This is a genomic window from Lentzea sp. NPDC003310 (assembly GCF_040610935.1).
Classification (GTDB): domain Bacteria; phylum Actinomycetota; class Actinomycetes; order Mycobacteriales; family Pseudonocardiaceae; genus Lentzea.
On the sequence record NZ_JBEXNC010000001.1, the window covers coordinates 351,245 to 366,032 of the forward strand.

Here is a 14,788-nt window from a genome sequence, read left to right on the forward strand (position 1 = left end):
GACCGCGGCTGGGCGTCAGACGACGAAGACCACCTTGCCGCGCACCTCGCCGGACGCCGCCCGGACGTGGACCTCGGGCAGGTCGGTGAGCGGCACGCGCTGCGCGACGTCGACCCGCAGGTCGCCCGAGTCGACGAGCGCCACGAGCCGCGCCAGCTGGTCGGCGTCGCTGCGGACGTAGAGGTTGACGCCGCGCACGTCGCGTTCCTCGTCGGCGGGCGCGGGCATCCAGATGGTCGTGTTGACGACCGCCCCGCCGGAACGGACCAGAGAAGGCAGCTGCGCCAGGACCTCGGGCGCGACCGGGGCCAGGTTGAGCACGAGGTCGACCTGCTCGGTCACGGCTGACAGCACGTCGGTGGACGTGTGGTCGACGACCTCGTCGGCACCGGCCGTCGTCACGGCCTCCGCGCTGCGCGGGCTGGCGGTCGCGATCACGTGGGCGCCGACCTGCTTCGCCAGCTGGACGGCGTAACCGCCGACCGGTCCGCCCGCGCCGTTGACCAGCACGCGCTGCCCGGCCTCGAGCCGTCCGTGGTCGAACAGGGCCTGGTAGGCGGTGAGACCGACGAGCGGCAACGCGGCGGCGTCGGCGAGCGGGACGCCCTTGGGCGCCGGGGTCAGGGCGGCGGCCGGCGCGAGGACGTACTCGGCCGCGGCACCGGGCTTGGTCATCGGCAGGAAGCCGATCACCTCGTCACCGGCCGCGAGGCCGTCGACGCCCTCGCCGAGCTCGTCGACCGTGCCGGCGACGTCGAGACCGGGCGTGTGCGGCAGGTCGACCGGGATCGGTCCCTGCATGACGCCCAGGCGGATGTTGCCCTCGACCGGGTTGAACGTCGTGGCCGTGACGCGGACCAGGACCTCACCGGCCGCGGGGACCGGCTTCTCGACGTCCTCGTACCGCAGGACCTCGGGACCGCCGAACTCGTGGAAACGCACTGCCTTCATGACCGCTCTCCCTCATCTTGTTTGCTTCGAACTTGAAGCAACTGAAAACGACGGTAGGCATGCTTCGAATTCGAAGCAATGTGACGTGCGCCTCTGCTCCTTCGAATTCGAAGCAGTAGGCTGGGGTCATGTCCGACTCGCCGCCGTCGCTCGACCCCGTCCAGCTGGGCGCCTACTTCGCCCTCGTCGAGGTGACCAGCCTGCTGCGGCACGCGGTCGAGCAGCAGCTGAAGGACGCGGGCGACCTGAGCTACGTGCAGTTCCAACTGCTGGCACGGCTCGGCGACTCGCCGACGGGCAGTCACCGGATGACCGACCTGGCCGACGGCGTCGTCTACAGCCGCAGCGGCCTGACCTACCAGGTCGGGTTGCTGGAGAAGGCGGGCCTGGTCGGGCGCACGCCGTCCGCCGACGACGAGCGCGGCGTCACGGTCACCATCACCGACGCCGGCCGCACCCTGCTCGCGGCCGTGCTGCCCGGGCACGTCGAGGTCGTCAGCGGGCTGCTCTTCGAACCGCTGTCACCGGACGACGTCACCGCGCTCGCCCGGCTGCTCGGGCCGGTGCGCGACCACATGCGGTCGGCGCCACCGCGTTCGGCCGCGCCCCGCCGCCGCAAGAGCTGATCTCACCGCGCCAGGAGTTGCTCGACGAGGGTGAGCCGGCGCAGACGAGGGCCGCCGCGCAACGCGGCCTTCCCGGGGCAAGGTGGTGATCAACACCGCCCCAGGATCGCCGCCGCGGAGGCGGTCAGCCTGGGCCAGGTTGTCCCACCCTGATGATCGCGGGCCCCGTCGAGGCGCGGACGACCTCACCGAGCCGGCCCGCGTCGACGGACCCCGGCGCGGCGGTCAGCACCACCGCCTGGAGGCGGTCGCCGGGCACGTCGAGCACCGTGCCGTCGAGAGCGATGTCACCGACGTCCGGATGCCGGAACACGGCGCGGTTGTCATACGCCGCAACGGTTTTGGGCGCGCGCCACAGCGTGTCGAACGAACGGCTCGTGGTCCGCAGCTCGTCGACGAGCTCGGCCAGTTGCTCGTCGGCGGGGTAGCGCAGGACCGTGCCGTGCAACCGCGCGGCGAGCGTCACCCGGAACGCGGCCGCGTGCTCGTCCTCGCGGCTGATCTCGCGGTGGGCGTTCGAGAACGTGCGCCAGGCGACGTTCCAGTCGCGCGCCCGCTGGTTGGACGAGCCCGCTCCCAGCGTCATCCAGGCGCCGTTGACGGCGACGACGTTCCACGCCGCGTCCGTCAGGAACACCGGGGTGTCCGGGAACCGTTCGAGCAACCGCAGCGCGGCCGCCCCGGCCTCGCGCGGCACCCGCCCGTCCGCGGCGGCGTACCCGGCCAGCGCGCACAGCCGTTCGTACTCACCAGGTCCCACGCGCAGCGCGCGGGCGATCGCGTTCACGACGGCGGCGGACGGGTGGCGGCGCCCCTGCTCCAGCCGCCGCACGTAGTCCGCCGACACCCCGGCCAGCTCGGCGAGCTCCTCCCGCCGCACCCCGCGGGCCCGCCGCCTGCCCGGCGGCAGACCGATCGAGGCGGGATCCGTGGACTCGCGCAAGCGGCGCACCTCCGCGCCGAGATCCTGCAACGCCATGGCACAAGTGTCCCTTATGGAGCAAGAACGCTCAGCGGGTCAACGACGCCAGAACGATGTGCTGGGCCGCACGGGCGGTGGCCGCGAGAGTGGACGGGTCCCTGCTCACGCGCGTGGCGCCTGCGGTGATCGCACCGGAGAGCAGTTCCACGACCAGGCCCACGTCCTCCACGCCGCCGAACTCGCCGCTGGTGACGCCGTCCCGGACGACCTTCTCCACCTCGGCCACGACCGCGGTGAACGGGTTCGCCGGCCCCGACTGCAGTTCCGCGACCAGGGAGGCGGCGTTCGGGAGGAACATCAGGGCCATGTCGTGGTTCGTGGACGCGGTGAGGACCACGTCGACGATCTCGCGCAACCGGGTCGCGGCCGGCTCGGACGAGGTCTCCGCGATCGCGGCCACCCGCGCGGCCAGGGGACGGCTCGCACGCCGGGCCAGTTCGAGGACCAGCGCGCGCTTGTCCTTGGCGTAGTTGTAGAGGGTGTTGCGCGCGAGTCCGGCCCTGGCCGCGATGTGGCCGAGGGTGATGGAGTCGTAGTCGCGCTCGAGGAGCAGGTGCCGCAGCGCCGTGGTGAGGTCGGCCCACACCATCTCGTGGTGCTCTTCGATGGTGGCGGCGCGGATCCGCGGCATCTGGTCGTTCTCCTCGCTCCTGGACGGGCTGCCGGTGCCTATTCTCCCGCGAGGAGGCCTGCCGGTCGCGGGGCGTTTTCCTGGTGCACCGCGGTCAGCTTGACGCGGCTGAGCCTCCAGCCGGCGGGGGTGCGGACCGCCTCGTTGTCGTAGAAGCCGACGACCAGCCAGCGCGGAACGCCGGCCTCGTCCGGGTACCAGTGCTCGGCGCGGACGTGGGCGCGCACCGAGGCGGTGTCCCCGTCGATCTCGACGACGTGGCCGGTGATGGCGTGGTGCGTCGCCTTGAAGGCGGAGAACGCCCCGCTCAGGCTCTCGACGTAAGCGCTCAGCGGGACCGTCATCTCGGGCATGCCCGCCACGGACGAGAAGTCGACGGTCACCTCGTCGGTGAAGGTCCTGGCGGGCAGGGTCGTGAACTCCCTGCGGTCCGAGATCGTGGCGTAGTTGCCGATCAGCTCGATGATCTCGGCACGGTCGCTCGTCGTGCTCACGGCTTCTCCTCGGGGCGGACGTGGCGCGCAGTTTTTGCGACAACCTGTCGTAAACGTTACGACAGGTTGTCGCAATCGGCAATCGCCACGTACCCGGCCGCCAGGCCGCGGGCGGTCAGCGGATCCGAGAACAGGCGGACGCCAGCACGGGCGCCCCGGTCCTCGCCACGACCTCCTCGACGGTGCCGCCGGGCGCGAGCTCGACCAGCCGGAAGGAACCCTCGGCGACGTCGAGCACGGCCAGGTCGGTGATGACGCGGGAGACGACGCGGCGGCCGGTGAGCGGCAGCGTGCAGGTGTCGACGAGCTTGGCGTCGCCGTTGCGGGCGGTGTGCTCCATGAGGACGATGACGCGCCGTGCGCCGCTGACGAGGTCCATGGCGCCGCCCATGCCCTTGACCATGGCGCCGGGCACCATCCAGTTGGCGAGGTCGCCGTGCGCGGAGACCTGCATGCCGCCGAGGACGGCGGTGTCGATGTGGCCGCCGCGGATCATGGCGAAGCTGGTGGGGGAGTCGAAGAACGAGGCTCCCGGCAGGACGCTGACGGTCTGCTTGCCCGCGTTGATCAGGTCGGGGTCGACCTCGTCGTCGTAGGGGAACGGGCCGACGCCGAGGATGCCGTTCTCCGCGTGCAGCGTCACCGTCGACGTCGCCGGCAGGTGGTCGGGGATCAGCGTGGGCAGGCCGATGCCGAGGTTGACGTACTCGCCGTCGCGCAGTTCGAGCGCGGCGCGGGCGGCCATCTCGTCGCGGGTCCAGGCCATGTCAGTTCGCCTCCTGGCGGGCGCGGGTCGTGCGCTTCTCGATGTCCTTGCGGGCGGCCTGCTCCGGGGTGAGCGCGACGACGTTCTGCACGAACACGCCGGGCAGGTGCACCTGGTCGGGGTGGATCCCGCCGACCTCGACGACCCGTTCGGCCTCGACGACGGTGAACCGACCGGCCATCGCGGCGGCGGGGTTGAAGTTGCGGGCGGCGGCGTGGAAGACGCAGTTGCCCGCGCGGTCGGCGACGGCGGCGCGGATCAGCGCGACGTCGGTGACGATCGACTCCTCCAGCACCATCTCCCTGCCGTGGAACGTGCGCACCTCCTTGGGCGGCGAGGAGAGCGCGACGGTGCCGTCACCGTGGTACCGCCACGGCAGGCCGCCCTCGGAGACGAGCGTGCCGACACCGGTCGGGGTGTAGAAGGCGCCGACCCCGGAACCCCCGGCGCGCAACCGTTCCGCGAGTGTCCCTTGTGGAGTGAGCTCGACGGTCAGCTCCCCGGCGAGGTACTGCCGGGCGAACTCCTTGTTCTCGCCGACGTAGGACGCGATGACGCGGCTGATGCGGCGGTGCTCCAGCAGGAGCCCGAGGCCGGCGCCGTCGACACCGCAGTTGTTCGAGACGATCGTGAGGTCGTCGGCGCCCTGCTCCAGCAGCGCCTCGATGAGGAACCACGGGATGCCCGCGAGGCCGAAGCCGCCGACGGCGACGCTGGCACCGGAGCGGATGCCCGCCACGGCCTCGGCCGGTCCGCCGACCACCTTGTCCAGGCTCATGAACGGCTCTCCTTCGTGAGGTGGTCGACGAGCGCCGGCGTGACGACGCCGGGCTGCTCGGCGTTCGCGAGATGTGCGGCCGCGGGGACGACGAGGAGCCGTCCGTCCTGGACGGACGTGGCGATCTCCTCCAGGTGGTGGGGTGGTGTCGCCGGGTCGTCGGCGCCCGCGATCGCGAGGGTGGGCGCGCTGATCGCGGCGAGGTCCGCGCGCTGGTCCATGGCGGCGATGGCGTCGCAGCAACCCGCATAGCCCTCCGCCGGGGTGGCCGCCACCATCGCCTGCCAGCGCGCACGGTCCTGGTGCGCGGGGGTGAACCAACGGCCGACGGCGGCCTCGGCGACCACTCCCGTGCCCTGGGCGCGCACGAGGGCCGCGCGGTCGGTCCAGTTCGAGGCGGGGCCGAGGTGAGCGCTCGTGCACAGGACCGCGAGCCGGTCGACCCGTCCGGGGTCGCGGGCGGCGACGCGCAGCGCGGTCATGCCGCCGAGCGACAGGCCGACGAGGTGCGCCTTCCCGACGCCGAGGCGGTCGAGCAGCGCGACCAGGTCGTCCGCCAGGGCGTCGATCGTGTGCGGGCCGGGCACGACGGGGGAGCGGCCGTGGCCGCGGGTGTCGTAGCGGACCACCCGGAAGTGCTCCTCGAGCGCGGCGACGTTCGCGTCCCACATCTCCAGCGTCGAGCCGAGCGAGTTGGACAGCACCACGACCGGGCCGTCCGGCCTGCCGCTGACCACGTGGTGCACCTCGGCGACGCCCATCAGCGCACCGCCTCGAACACCGCGGCGAGGCCCTGTCCGCCGCCGATGCACATCGTCTCCAGCCCGTACCGGCTGCCGCGGCGCCGCATCTCGTGCGCGAGGGTGGCGAGCATCCGCGCGCCGGTCGCGCCCACCGGGTGGCCGAGCGAGATGCCGGACCCGTTGGGGTTGAGGCGGTCGTCGGCGGCGTCGACCTTCCACTCCCGCAGCACCGCGAGCACCTGGGCGGCGAAGGCCTCGTTGAGCTCGATCACGTCGACGTCGTCGAGCGAGAGCCCGGCCCGGTCGAGCGCGGCGGCGGTCGCGGGGACCGGTCCGATGCCCATGACCTCCGGCCCGACCCCGGCCACGGCCCAGGACTTCAGGGCGAGCACGGGCCTCAGGCCGCGCTTCTCCGCCTCGGCGCGCGTCGTGACCACGCACAATGCGGCGCCGTCGTTCTGACCGCTCGCGTTGCCCGCCGTGACGGTGGACTCCGGGTCGAGCTTCAGCCGGACCGGGCGCAGCGCGGCGAGGTCCTCCAGCGTCGTGTCCGGTCGCGGGTGCTCGTCGCGGTCGACCGTGACGTCGGGCTTGCCGCGGCGACCGGGCACGGTCACCGGCACGAGCTCGTCCGCGAACCGGCCCGCCTCGTGCGCGGCGGCCCACCGCTGCTGCGACCGCACCGCCAGCTCGTCCTGCTCCGCGCGCGATGCCGTACTCGCGGCGGAGGTTCTCGGCGGTCTCCAGCATGCCGCCCGCCACCGGGTGGAACCGTCCGCCGGCGGTCTCGCGCGCCCGGTCGAGGCGGTCGACGAGCTGCACCCCACCGCTGCGCACGCCGGTGCGCAGCCCCAGCGCGTAGTGCTCGACCTGCGACATCGACTCCGCGCCACCGGCCACGACGACCTGGGCGGCCCCGGTCGCGACCTGGCCCGCCGCGTACAGCACCGCCTGCAGACCGGACCCGCAGCGCCGGTCGATCTGGAGACCCGGGACGCTGACGCCGAGGCCCGCGTCGAGCGCCGCGATCCTGCCGATCGCGGGCGACTCGCCGTTGGCGTAGCACTGCCCGAGCACGACGTCGTCGACGTCGCCCTCGCGCAACCCCGTGCGCCGCACCAGCTCCTGGAGCACGGTGGTGGCGAGGTCGGTGGCGCTCAGGGAGGCGAGGGCTCCGCCGAACCGCCCGACCGGGGTGCGGAGGGGTTCGCAGATCACGACGTCGGTCATGCGCTCCACGCTAGGACCTGCGCTTCATATCCTGAAATACTCATTTCGCTCGCAGTGAGACTTTGCGAGTATCAATGTCGTGGAACTGCGTCACCTGCGCTACTTCGTCGCCGTAGCCGAGGAACGGCACTTCGGCCGCGCCGCCGCACGCCTGCACATGGCGCAGCCACCGCTGTCCCAGCAGATCCAGCAGCTGGAGGCGGAGCTCGGCGTGACGTTGCTGCACCGCACCACCCGCAAGGTCGAGCTGACCGACGCCGGCGCGGTGTACCTGGTCCGTGCCCGTGCGGTGCTCGCCGCCGCGGACGACGCCGCCGAAGAGGCCCGCCGCGTCGCCGAGGGACTGCAGGGCCGGCTCGTCGTGGGGTGCGTCGGCTCGGCCACCTACAGCCTGCTCCCGGCGTTCGCCAGGGCGCTGCGCGAGGAACTGCCCGCCGTCGACGTCGTGTTCCGGGGCGAGATGCTGGCGCCGGACCAGCTGGAGTCCCTGCTCGGCCGCCGCATCGACCTCGCGGTGCTGCGGCCCCCGGTCGAACACCCGGCGGTGCGCACGAGCAATGTGCGGCGCGACCGTCTCATCGTGGCGTTGCCGGAGGACCACCGCCTCGCGCGGCGCAAGCGCCTGAAGGTCGCCGACCTGCGCGGGGAGGACCTGATCGTGCACGCGTCGGGCGGGCGTTCCGTCCTGCACGGCATCGTCACGGAGCTGTGCCGCTCGGCGGGGTTCGAGGCGCGGGTCCGCCACGAGGTCGCGGAGACCTCGACGCTGGTCACCTTCGTCGCGGCGGGACTCGGGGTGGCCGTTGTGCCCGAACCGGTCGCGGAGCTCGGCGTGCCGGGCACCACCTACCGGCCGTTGGCGGGGAACCAGGGCATCGACCTGATGGCGGCCGTGCGCGTGGACGACGACTCCCCGGTCCTCGCCCGCGCGCTCGGTCTGCTGGCGCGGTGGCAAGAGCGGACACGCTGAAACTGCTGCGAGGTGCGGCCGGCGGGCTCTGGCAGGCATGCTGTCCGGATGGCGGTGGATCCACGTGGTGCGGACCTGAAACGACTGCTCGCCGAGGACCCCGGGGGGCCGGTGGTGATGCTGAACCTGCTGCGGTTCGCCGAGGGCGGCGCCGACTCCTACCGGGAGTACGCGCGGCACCTGAGCGAGACGTTCCTGCCCCGCTACGGCGGCGAGGTCCTGTACGCCGGGAACGGGTCCACGGCGCTCGTGGCCGAGGACGGGCAGAGCTGGGACGCCGTGATCGTCGTCCGGTACCCGGACCGGGCCGCGTTCAGTCGGATGGTGGCGGACCCGGAGTACCAGGAGGTGACGCGCCTGCGCACCGAGGCGCTGACCGAGGCGGTGCTCCAGGCGACCGTTCCCTGGAGCTGAGCCGTGCCCCGCGACACATGACCCGCACAACACTCTTCGGGGATGTCGAGAGCGCCCCGATCATCGGCTGACACAATGGACGAATGGCACTGGGTTACGTCTTCGCCGTGCTGGCGACCCTGGCATCGGGCAGCGGCTCGATCCTCGAGTCGTTGGGTGTCCGGCGCGCCGGTGCCTACGGCGGACGGTCCTCCGACCTCATCGCCCTCTGGCGCCAGTGGCTGTACTTCCTCGGCCTGGGCGTGAACCTGCTGGGCTTCGGTTTCGCCTCGGCCGCGTTGCACCGGCTGCCGCTGTTCCTCGTGCAGTCGATGCTCGCGTTCAGCGTCGGCGTGACCGCCATGATCAGCGCTTTCATGGGCGCCCACCTCAGCGCGCGGGGCTGGGGCGCGCTGGGGGTCGGCGCGGCCGGGCTCGTGATGCTGGGCGTGTCCGCCGAGCCGGGTCCCGCCCAGGTCCTGCCGCCGCAGTGGCGGTGGGTCCTCGTCTTCGCCGCCGTCCCGGTCGGGGCGATCGCCCTCTACGCCCGGCGCCACCGCCACGTGTGGTCGACGGTCGCACTGGCGTTCGGCTCGGGTGTCGCGTACAGCATCGTCGGCATCTCGGCCCGCACGCTCCACCTGCCGGACGCCGTGTGGCGGCTCGTCCTGGAACCGGCCGCCTGGGCCATCGTCCTCAACGGGCTCACCGCGGCGGTGCTGTTCGCGATGGCGTTGCAGCGGGGCGGTCCGACCGGGGTCACCGCGATCATGTTCACCACCAACACGTCGCTGTCGTCGTTCGTCGGCCTGGTCTACCTCGGCGACACCGTCCGCGACGGGTACGTGATCGCCGCGACCACCGGGTTCGTCCTGGCGATCGCCGGTGCGATCGCCGTCGCCCACTACTCGGCGAACTCCCGGCACAAGGACGCCGAGCCGGCGCCGGCCGAACGGGTCCGAACGGGCCGTGAACAGCTCACTCAATCAGGGCCGACGAACTAGGGGCACTCCGGCTACCTGGCCTGGGCGCTCGGCCACTACGGCCGCGCTCGCCTGTTCCGCGAGATCGGCACGCCCACCCGGGAGCGAGCATTCTCGAGCGACTGGACCACACCCACCACGCCTCGGACACCACGAACGGCCGGGCTGGGGGCCGTCGAGCTGTACCGGGCCGAGGACGTGGCCGACCTCCAGCGGCACCTGCACGCTCCTAGCCGAGGCGCTCCACCACGAACGCCGTGAGGAACCCGGCGGTGGTGCACAGCCCGGTGTAGAGGCGGGCGCGCTCGAACGCCTCGGGGATCATGGTGTCGGCCACCATCGCGAGGATCGCGCCCGCCGCGACGGCCGTGATCACCGCGACGACCTGGGGGGACGCGCCGTGGAGCAGCACGTTGCCCAGCGCGGCCGACAGGCCACTGACGAGGGCGATCGCACCCCACACGCCGAACACGTACCCCGGCCCGCGTCCCGCCTGCTTCATGCCGGCGGCGCTGGAGAGTCCCTCCGGCACGTTCGAGATCACGACCGCCGCGACCATCGCCGCGCCGACCCCGCCGCCGCCGAGCAGCGACACCCCGAGCACGACCGACTCGGGCACCCCGTCGAGCAGCGCGCCGACCGCGATCGCGGTGCCGCTGCCCGTCTGCTCGGACTCGGTGGGCTGGTCGCTGCTGCGCTTGCGGTGCCGCGCCCCGTACCGGGCGAGCACGACGTTGGCGAGCACGTAGACGACCGCGCCGCCGAGGAACCCGGTGGTGGTCGCGAGCAGGCCGCCGGTCTTCTCCGCCTCGTCGACCAGTTCGAACGCGGCCGCCGCGATCAGCACGCCGGCGCCGAACGCCATCACGACCGCGACCACGTCCCGGGGCACCCGCACGAACCAGGCGATCAGCGCGCCCACCACGAGCGCGCCGCCACCGGCCAGTCCCCAGAGCCCTGCTTCCACCCACTGCGGCATGCCACGGGGATGGCCTGGATCTTGGTGGATTACACCCCTCAGACCAGACGGCGCCGCACCCGCCACACCACCACGCTGACCAGCGCCGCCGCGACGGCCACGAACAGCGCCGCCTCGATGACCTGGAACGTCCAGAACCGGTCGGCCGGGTGGTGGACCTCGAACCGCTGGACGCCCTGCGCGTGCAGGAACTGGTTGAGGTTGGTGCCGGCCCGATCGGCGGCGGCCTCCAGCGCGGCGTACTCCGTCGAACTCAGCCTGCGCCCCGTGGCGTCCGCGTAGCCCTGTTCGATCGTCCAGTCGGCGAAGCCGGGATCGCGCTGGTCCGCTGCACCGCCGACGGGCACCGGACTGGTGGTGGTGAGCGGCGTGGCGTATGCGGGACGCGCCACCAGCGCCACCAGCATGCGGGTGACGAGGAACGCCCCGAACGCGACACCGAACGCGGGCAGGCTGCGCCGCAGGACCGCTCCGGCGGCGGTGGCCGCGCCGAACGCGAACAGCGCGTACGCCACCGGAACGAGTCCTTGCAGGTCGAAGGCGTCGTACTGGAACCGGCCCTCCCACGCGTCGAACGGCTCGCGGAACCAGGTGAGCACGGCGGTGAACAGCCCGGTGAGCGCGGCGGTGACGCCGGCCAGTGCCGCGAGCTTGGCCGCCAGCCAGCGCATCCGGGGCACGGCCTGCGTCCAGGCGAGCTGCCAGGTGCCGTCCTCCAGCTCGCGCGCGAGCAGCGGCGCCCCGAGGAACGCGCCGATGACGACGGGGACCACGTAGAAGGCCGCCAGCAGGTTCTCGACGAACCCGTACCGCTCGTCGAGGAGGCGGAACGAGGCCGTGCAGGCCTCGTCGACGGCACCCGCGCACCGGGCGGCACCGCCGGGGAACAGGTCGTGGGCCTGCGCCCCCAGCACGAACAGGACGACGCCGAACACGCCGACGAGCAGGCCCAGGACGAGGACCTCGGTCCGGTGCTGGCGCCAGAGCAGCCACGTCATGCCGCCTCCACCTCGGGTCGGCGCAGGTACGCGAGCACCAGGTCCTCCAGGGAGACGGGCTTGGCCTGCCAGCCTGGCGCCGCCGGGAGTGCGCCGTCGCGCACCAGCAGGGTGGTGTGCCGGTCGCTGTGGACGGCCTCGACGACGGCGTCGGTCCGGGCGGGGTCGGTGGCGGTGCGCGGGCCGACGAGCAGGCGGTGCTCGGCGAGGAGGGTGTCGATGTCCCCGGTCAGCGTGACCCGGCCCTGGTTCAGCACGACCAGGTGGTCGCAGACGCGCTCCAGCTCGTGCACGACGTGCGAAGAGAACAGGACGGTCACGTCTCCCTCGGCCACCGCGCCCATGAGCACCTGCAGGAACTCGTGGCGTGCCAACGGGTCGAGGCTCGCCACCGGTTCGTCGAGGACGAGCAGGTCCGGCCGCTTCGCGAGGGCCAGGGCCAGCGCGACCTGGGCCTGCTGCCCGCCGGAGAGCGTGCCGGCCCTGCGGTCGAGCGGAATGCCCAGCTTCGCGAGCCGGCGCTCGGCCAGCCCCTGGTCGAACCGCAGGTTGCAGGCCCGGCCGAACCGGAGCATCTCCGCGACGGTGAACCGCTTGTACAGCGGGTGGTCCTGGGCCAGGAACCCGATGCGGGACAGGGTCTGCGGGGTGCTCGCGGTGACGTCCCGGCCGAGGACCTCCACCGTGCCGGTGCTCGGTGCCAGCAGCCCGACGACCAGGCGCAGCAGCGTGGTCTTGCCCGCGCCGTTCGGCCCGACCAGGGCGATCACGCCACCCGCCGGCAGGGACAGGGTGCAGTCGCGCAGCGCCCAGCCCTTGCGGTACCGCTTGCCCACCCCGTCGGTGCGCAGCGCGAGCTCGGTCTCCGTCACGCCACGCCCTCGTTCCGCATCTCCTGGTGGACGGACGCGAGGAGCGCGGTGACCGCCTGCTCGTCGAGTCCGGCCGCGTAGGCGCGGCGCAGCCAGGTCGTCAGGCCGCGGCGCAGCGAGGTGTACGTCGAGGCCGACATCACCGCCGACTGCTGCTCGTCGACGAACGTGCCCTGGCCGGGCCGGCCGGTGACCAGGTTCTCCTGCTCCATCTGCCGGTACGCCTTGGCGACGGTGTTCGGGTTGATCGCCAGGTCCTCGACCACCTCGCGGATGAGGGGGAGGCGGTCACCGGGCTGGAGGAAGCCCAGCAGCACCGCCTGGCGGACCTGCTGGACGAGCTGGAGGTACGGCGGCACGCCGGAGTGGGTGTCGAGCCGGAAGACGAACACGGGAGCCCCTCACTGCTTTACTAGTAACCTAGTAAAGCAGGACAGCGGGGCCGCTGTCGAGCGCCGTGAGCCTCCACAGTGGACGCGTGCGGCCGCGGTCCGCCGTCTCGTTCACTCGATCGAGAACGCCAATTTCGCAAGCATGATCATCTTTGGTTAACCTGCGCCGCGATCGTTGTTCCTCTTGATTTCAAAGGTGGCGTTCTATGCGGCCGCAGTGGCACGTAAGCGCGTACTTAGCTCCCGTTGACGGAAACGCCGGGAACGACGTGGTGGAAATCGTCCGGGAGTTGCGGGCGAAGGTGTTGTTCGACCGCGGGCGCCGTCCGGCGTTCCGGACGCCGGACGGCCGGCACGTCGACGACCAGCAACTCGACCACGGGGCCTGGCACTTCGTGGCCGGCGCACACCCCGGTGGTCCGCCGCTGGGGTACATCAGGCTCTCGACGCCGCTGACGGCGGCGCTCTTCCAGTCCCGGGCCTTTCTCGGTGACGTCGAATACGAACGCATTCTTCGCGACGCCGGCGTCACGGACGCCGAAACGTTTGAACACAGCCGACTGGTGGTCGAGCACAGGGCCAGAAAACTCGGACTCGGCGCCTATTTGAACGCCGTGGCAATCGGTGCCGCACACGCTCTCGGTGCGAAAATGATGATCGGCACGTCCGGGACGAAAGACGGCCAGCACGAGTTCCACGAACGGTTCGGCTTCCGGTGTGTCGAGGGGACGCGCCGGTACGTCGAGCAGTACACCGAGGACGTCGTGATCATGTGCCACGACGTGGCCGCGGGCGCGGGCGAGTACGACGAGCTCGTGACGCGGATGCGCGCCGAGTTCCCGGCGCTGGCCGCGGTCGAGCACCTCCCGGCGGCGCGCACGCGGCACGAACGGCCGAAGTCGCTGCGCGCCGGGGCCGACACCACGAGCTGGCGGCCCGTCCTGCTCACGCCGGCGGTCGCCGCCGACCGCGACGCGATCACGGCCCTGCTCGACAGCGGGCAGGTCCGCGAGGTCCACGACAGCATCGAGACGCAGCTGGAAGAGCTGATCCGCAGCCGGGAACCGTGGCTCCCGCCGCACGAGGACCTCACCCAGCGCCGCGCGGAACAGCTCGGCGGCCTCGACCCCTGGGAGTACGGCACCTGGGTGCACTACCCGTGGTCGCAACGGCTGGTGCACGTGCTGCCGCGCGAGGAGTTCCGGCTCGTGCGCACCGACCGCAACCGCGGCAAGATCGAGCGTCCGCAGCAGAGGGCGTTGCTGGGCAAGCGGATCGGCGTCGTCGGGCTCTCGGTCGGCAACAGCGCCGCCGTCACGTTCGCGCTCGAGGGTGTGGGCGGCAGCTTCAAGCTCGCCGACTTCGACGCGTTCGGGCTGTCGAACCTCAACCGCCTCAAGGCGACCGTGCACGACCTCGGCGTGAACAAGGCGGTGATCTCGGCGCGGCAGCTGTTCGAGATCGACCCCTACCTCGACGTCGAGATCTTCACCGACGGCCTCACGAGTGCGAACCTGGCCGAGTTCGTCGCGGGCCTGGACCTGCTCGTCGAGGAGTGCGACACCCCGTACGCCAAGATCGCCGCACGGGAGGAAGCGCGCCGGCACGGCATCCCGGTCGTCATGGACTGCAACGACAGGGGCATGCTCGACGTCGAGCGGTTCGACCTCGAACCGCACCGCCCGCTGCTGCACGGCCTGATCGGCGACGTCACCGCGGACGAGCTGGAGGACCTGACCCGGCAGCAGAAGGTCGACCTCATCCTCGCGATGGTCGACGCCGAGCGGATCAGCCCCGAGCTGCGCGCCTCGTTCGGCGAGCTGGGCAGGACGCTGAGCAGCTGGCCCCAGCTCGCGTCCGGCGTCGCGCTGGGCGGTGCGCTCACCGCCGAGGTGGCGCGCCGGATCCTGCTCGGCCAGGAGTGCGTCTCCGGCCGGTTCTACGTCGACTTCGCCGAGCTCATCACCCCGGCCACGAACACAGCCGGGAGCCTCGTGTGA

At 72.2% G+C, this 14,788-nt stretch carries 16 protein-coding genes and 1 pseudogene; 5 read left to right on the forward strand and 12 right to left on the reverse strand.

Features of this window, described 5'->3' with window-relative positions; translation table 11 throughout:
* Nucleotides 1-15 precede the first annotated feature (15 nt).
* Nucleotides 16-951 carry an NADP-dependent oxidoreductase gene (locus ABZX02_RS01695; RefSeq protein ID WP_355294170.1) on the reverse strand — a complete coding sequence of 312 codons (936 nt, stop codon included), beginning with the start codon at nucleotides 949-951 and terminating at the stop codon, nucleotides 16-18.
* A gap of 128 nt (nucleotides 952-1,079) precedes the next feature.
* On the opposite strand from ABZX02_RS01695, the gene ABZX02_RS01700 reads away from it, so the two are divergent.
* On the forward strand, nucleotides 1,080-1,577 hold the full coding sequence (locus tag ABZX02_RS01700; protein WP_355294171.1) for a MarR family winged helix-turn-helix transcriptional regulator: 498 nt from the start codon (nucleotides 1,080-1,082) through the stop codon (nucleotides 1,575-1,577).
* 124 nt (nucleotides 1,578-1,701) lie between these two features.
* Here the strand turns inward: ABZX02_RS01700 and ABZX02_RS01705 are convergent, their stop codons facing one another.
* From ABZX02_RS01705 to ABZX02_RS01735, 7 genes and pseudogenes are all read right to left on the reverse strand, one after another.
* On the reverse strand, nucleotides 1,702-2,556 hold the full coding sequence (locus ABZX02_RS01705) for a helix-turn-helix domain-containing protein (RefSeq protein ID WP_355294172.1): 855 nt from the start codon (nucleotides 2,554-2,556) through the stop codon (nucleotides 1,702-1,704).
* A gap of 31 nt (nucleotides 2,557-2,587) precedes the next feature.
* On the reverse strand, nucleotides 2,588-3,190 hold the full coding sequence (locus ABZX02_RS01710) for a TetR/AcrR family transcriptional regulator (RefSeq protein WP_355294173.1): 603 nt from the start codon (nucleotides 3,188-3,190) through the stop codon (nucleotides 2,588-2,590).
* 38 nt (nucleotides 3,191-3,228) lie between these two features.
* On the reverse strand, nucleotides 3,229-3,684 hold the full coding sequence (locus ABZX02_RS01715) for a nuclear transport factor 2 family protein (protein WP_355294174.1): 456 nt from the start codon (nucleotides 3,682-3,684) through the stop codon (nucleotides 3,229-3,231).
* A gap of 115 nt (nucleotides 3,685-3,799) precedes the next feature.
* Nucleotides 3,800-4,450, reverse strand: a complete 651-nt coding sequence (locus ABZX02_RS01720; RefSeq protein ID WP_355294175.1) for a CoA transferase subunit B — start codon at nucleotides 4,448-4,450, stop codon at nucleotides 3,800-3,802.
* A gap of 1 nt (nucleotide 4,451) precedes the next feature.
* On the reverse strand, nucleotides 4,452-5,228 hold the full coding sequence (locus ABZX02_RS01725; RefSeq protein WP_355294176.1) for a CoA transferase subunit A: 777 nt from the start codon (nucleotides 5,226-5,228) through the stop codon (nucleotides 4,452-4,454).
* The gene (gene pcaD, locus ABZX02_RS01730; RefSeq protein ID WP_355294177.1) at nucleotides 5,225-5,989 is read right to left on the reverse strand and encodes a 3-oxoadipate enol-lactonase; all 765 of its coding nucleotides are present in this window, start codon (nucleotides 5,987-5,989) and stop codon (nucleotides 5,225-5,227) included. The genes ABZX02_RS01725 and pcaD overlap by 4 nt, the downstream gene beginning before the upstream one ends.
* Nucleotides 5,989-7,201: pseudogene (locus ABZX02_RS01735) on the reverse strand (acetyl-CoA C-acetyltransferase). Before ABZX02_RS01735 ends, pcaD begins: the two are co-directional and overlap by 1 nt.
* Before the next feature lie 79 nt (nucleotides 7,202-7,280).
* Here ABZX02_RS01735 and ABZX02_RS01740 point away from each other — a divergent pair.
* The 3 genes from ABZX02_RS01740 to ABZX02_RS01750 all read left to right on the forward strand — a co-directional run bounded on the left by ABZX02_RS01740 (nucleotide 7,281) and on the right by ABZX02_RS01750 (nucleotide 9,568).
* The gene (locus ABZX02_RS01740; RefSeq protein WP_355294178.1) at nucleotides 7,281-8,171 is read left to right on the forward strand and encodes a LysR substrate-binding domain-containing protein; all 891 of its coding nucleotides are present in this window, start codon (nucleotides 7,281-7,283) and stop codon (nucleotides 8,169-8,171) included.
* 48 nt (nucleotides 8,172-8,219) lie between these two features.
* Nucleotides 8,220-8,585 carry a DUF1330 domain-containing protein gene (locus ABZX02_RS01745; protein ID WP_355294179.1) on the forward strand — a complete coding sequence of 122 codons (366 nt, stop codon included), beginning with the start codon at nucleotides 8,220-8,222 and terminating at the stop codon, nucleotides 8,583-8,585.
* Nucleotides 8,586-8,668: 83 nt separating this feature from the next.
* Nucleotides 8,669-9,568 carry a hypothetical protein gene (locus ABZX02_RS01750; protein ID WP_355294180.1) on the forward strand — a complete coding sequence of 300 codons (900 nt, stop codon included), beginning with the start codon at nucleotides 8,669-8,671 and terminating at the stop codon, nucleotides 9,566-9,568.
* 208 nt (nucleotides 9,569-9,776) lie between these two features.
* Here the strand turns inward: ABZX02_RS01750 and ABZX02_RS01755 are convergent, their stop codons facing one another.
* The 4 genes from ABZX02_RS01755 to ABZX02_RS01770 are packed head-to-tail and all read right to left on the reverse strand — an operon-like array spanning nucleotide 9,777 to nucleotide 12,788.
* Nucleotides 9,777-10,526 (reverse strand): ZIP family zinc transporter, encoded by a 750-nt coding sequence (locus ABZX02_RS01755; protein WP_355294181.1) that lies wholly within the window; start codon nucleotides 10,524-10,526, stop codon nucleotides 9,777-9,779.
* Between the two features lie 38 nt (nucleotides 10,527-10,564).
* Nucleotides 10,565-11,524, reverse strand: coding sequence for an ABC transporter permease subunit (locus ABZX02_RS01760; RefSeq protein ID WP_355294182.1), 960 nt, complete (start codon nucleotides 11,522-11,524; stop codon nucleotides 10,565-10,567).
* A complete protein-coding gene (locus tag ABZX02_RS01765) occupies nucleotides 11,521-12,396 on the reverse strand; it encodes an ABC transporter ATP-binding protein (RefSeq protein WP_355294183.1) in 876 nt (291 codons plus the stop codon). Before ABZX02_RS01765 ends, ABZX02_RS01760 begins: the two co-directional genes overlap by 4 nt.
* Nucleotides 12,393-12,788, reverse strand: a complete 396-nt coding sequence (locus ABZX02_RS01770) for a GntR family transcriptional regulator (protein ID WP_355294184.1) — start codon at nucleotides 12,786-12,788, stop codon at nucleotides 12,393-12,395. Before ABZX02_RS01770 ends, ABZX02_RS01765 begins: the two co-directional genes overlap by 4 nt.
* A gap of 269 nt (nucleotides 12,789-13,057) precedes the next feature.
* On the opposite strand from ABZX02_RS01770, the gene ABZX02_RS01775 reads away from it, so the two are divergent.
* Nucleotides 13,058-14,788: a ThiF family adenylyltransferase gene (locus ABZX02_RS01775; RefSeq protein ID WP_355294185.1), complete on the forward strand. Its 1,731-nt coding sequence runs from the start codon at nucleotides 13,058-13,060 to the stop codon at nucleotides 14,786-14,788.

Bases quoted from the DNA above. Each gene is read 5' to 3' on its own strand.
- ABZX02_RS01725 (WP_355294176.1), bottom strand. From the start codon at position 5,228: ATGAGCCTGGACAAGGTGGTCGGCGGACCGGCCGAGGCCGTGGCGGGC.
- ABZX02_RS01705 (WP_355294172.1), bottom strand. From the start codon at position 2,556: ATGGCGTTGCAGGATCTCGGCGCGGAGGTGCGCCGCTTGCGCGAGTCC.
- ABZX02_RS01695 (WP_355294170.1), bottom strand. From the start codon at position 951: ATGAAGGCAGTGCGTTTCCACGAGTTCGGCGGTCCCGAGGTCCTGCGG.
- ABZX02_RS01720 (WP_355294175.1), bottom strand. From the start codon at position 4,450: ATGGCCTGGACCCGCGACGAGATGGCCGCCCGCGCCGCGCTCGAACTG.
- ABZX02_RS01760 (WP_355294182.1), bottom strand. From the start codon at position 11,524: ATGACGTGGCTGCTCTGGCGCCAGCACCGGACCGAGGTCCTCGTCCTG.
- ABZX02_RS01750 (WP_355294180.1), top strand. From the start codon at position 8,669: ATGGCACTGGGTTACGTCTTCGCCGTGCTGGCGACCCTGGCATCGGGC.
- pcaD (WP_355294177.1), bottom strand. From the start codon at position 5,989: ATGGGCGTCGCCGAGGTGCACCACGTGGTCAGCGGCAGGCCGGACGGC.
- ABZX02_RS01745 (WP_355294179.1), top strand. From the start codon at position 8,220: ATGGCGGTGGATCCACGTGGTGCGGACCTGAAACGACTGCTCGCCGAG.
- ABZX02_RS01700 (WP_355294171.1), top strand. From the start codon at position 1,080: ATGTCCGACTCGCCGCCGTCGCTCGACCCCGTCCAGCTGGGCGCCTAC.
- ABZX02_RS01755 (WP_355294181.1), bottom strand. From the start codon at position 10,526: ATGCCGCAGTGGGTGGAAGCAGGGCTCTGGGGACTGGCCGGTGGCGGC.
- ABZX02_RS01710 (WP_355294173.1), bottom strand. From the start codon at position 3,190: ATGCCGCGGATCCGCGCCGCCACCATCGAAGAGCACCACGAGATGGTG.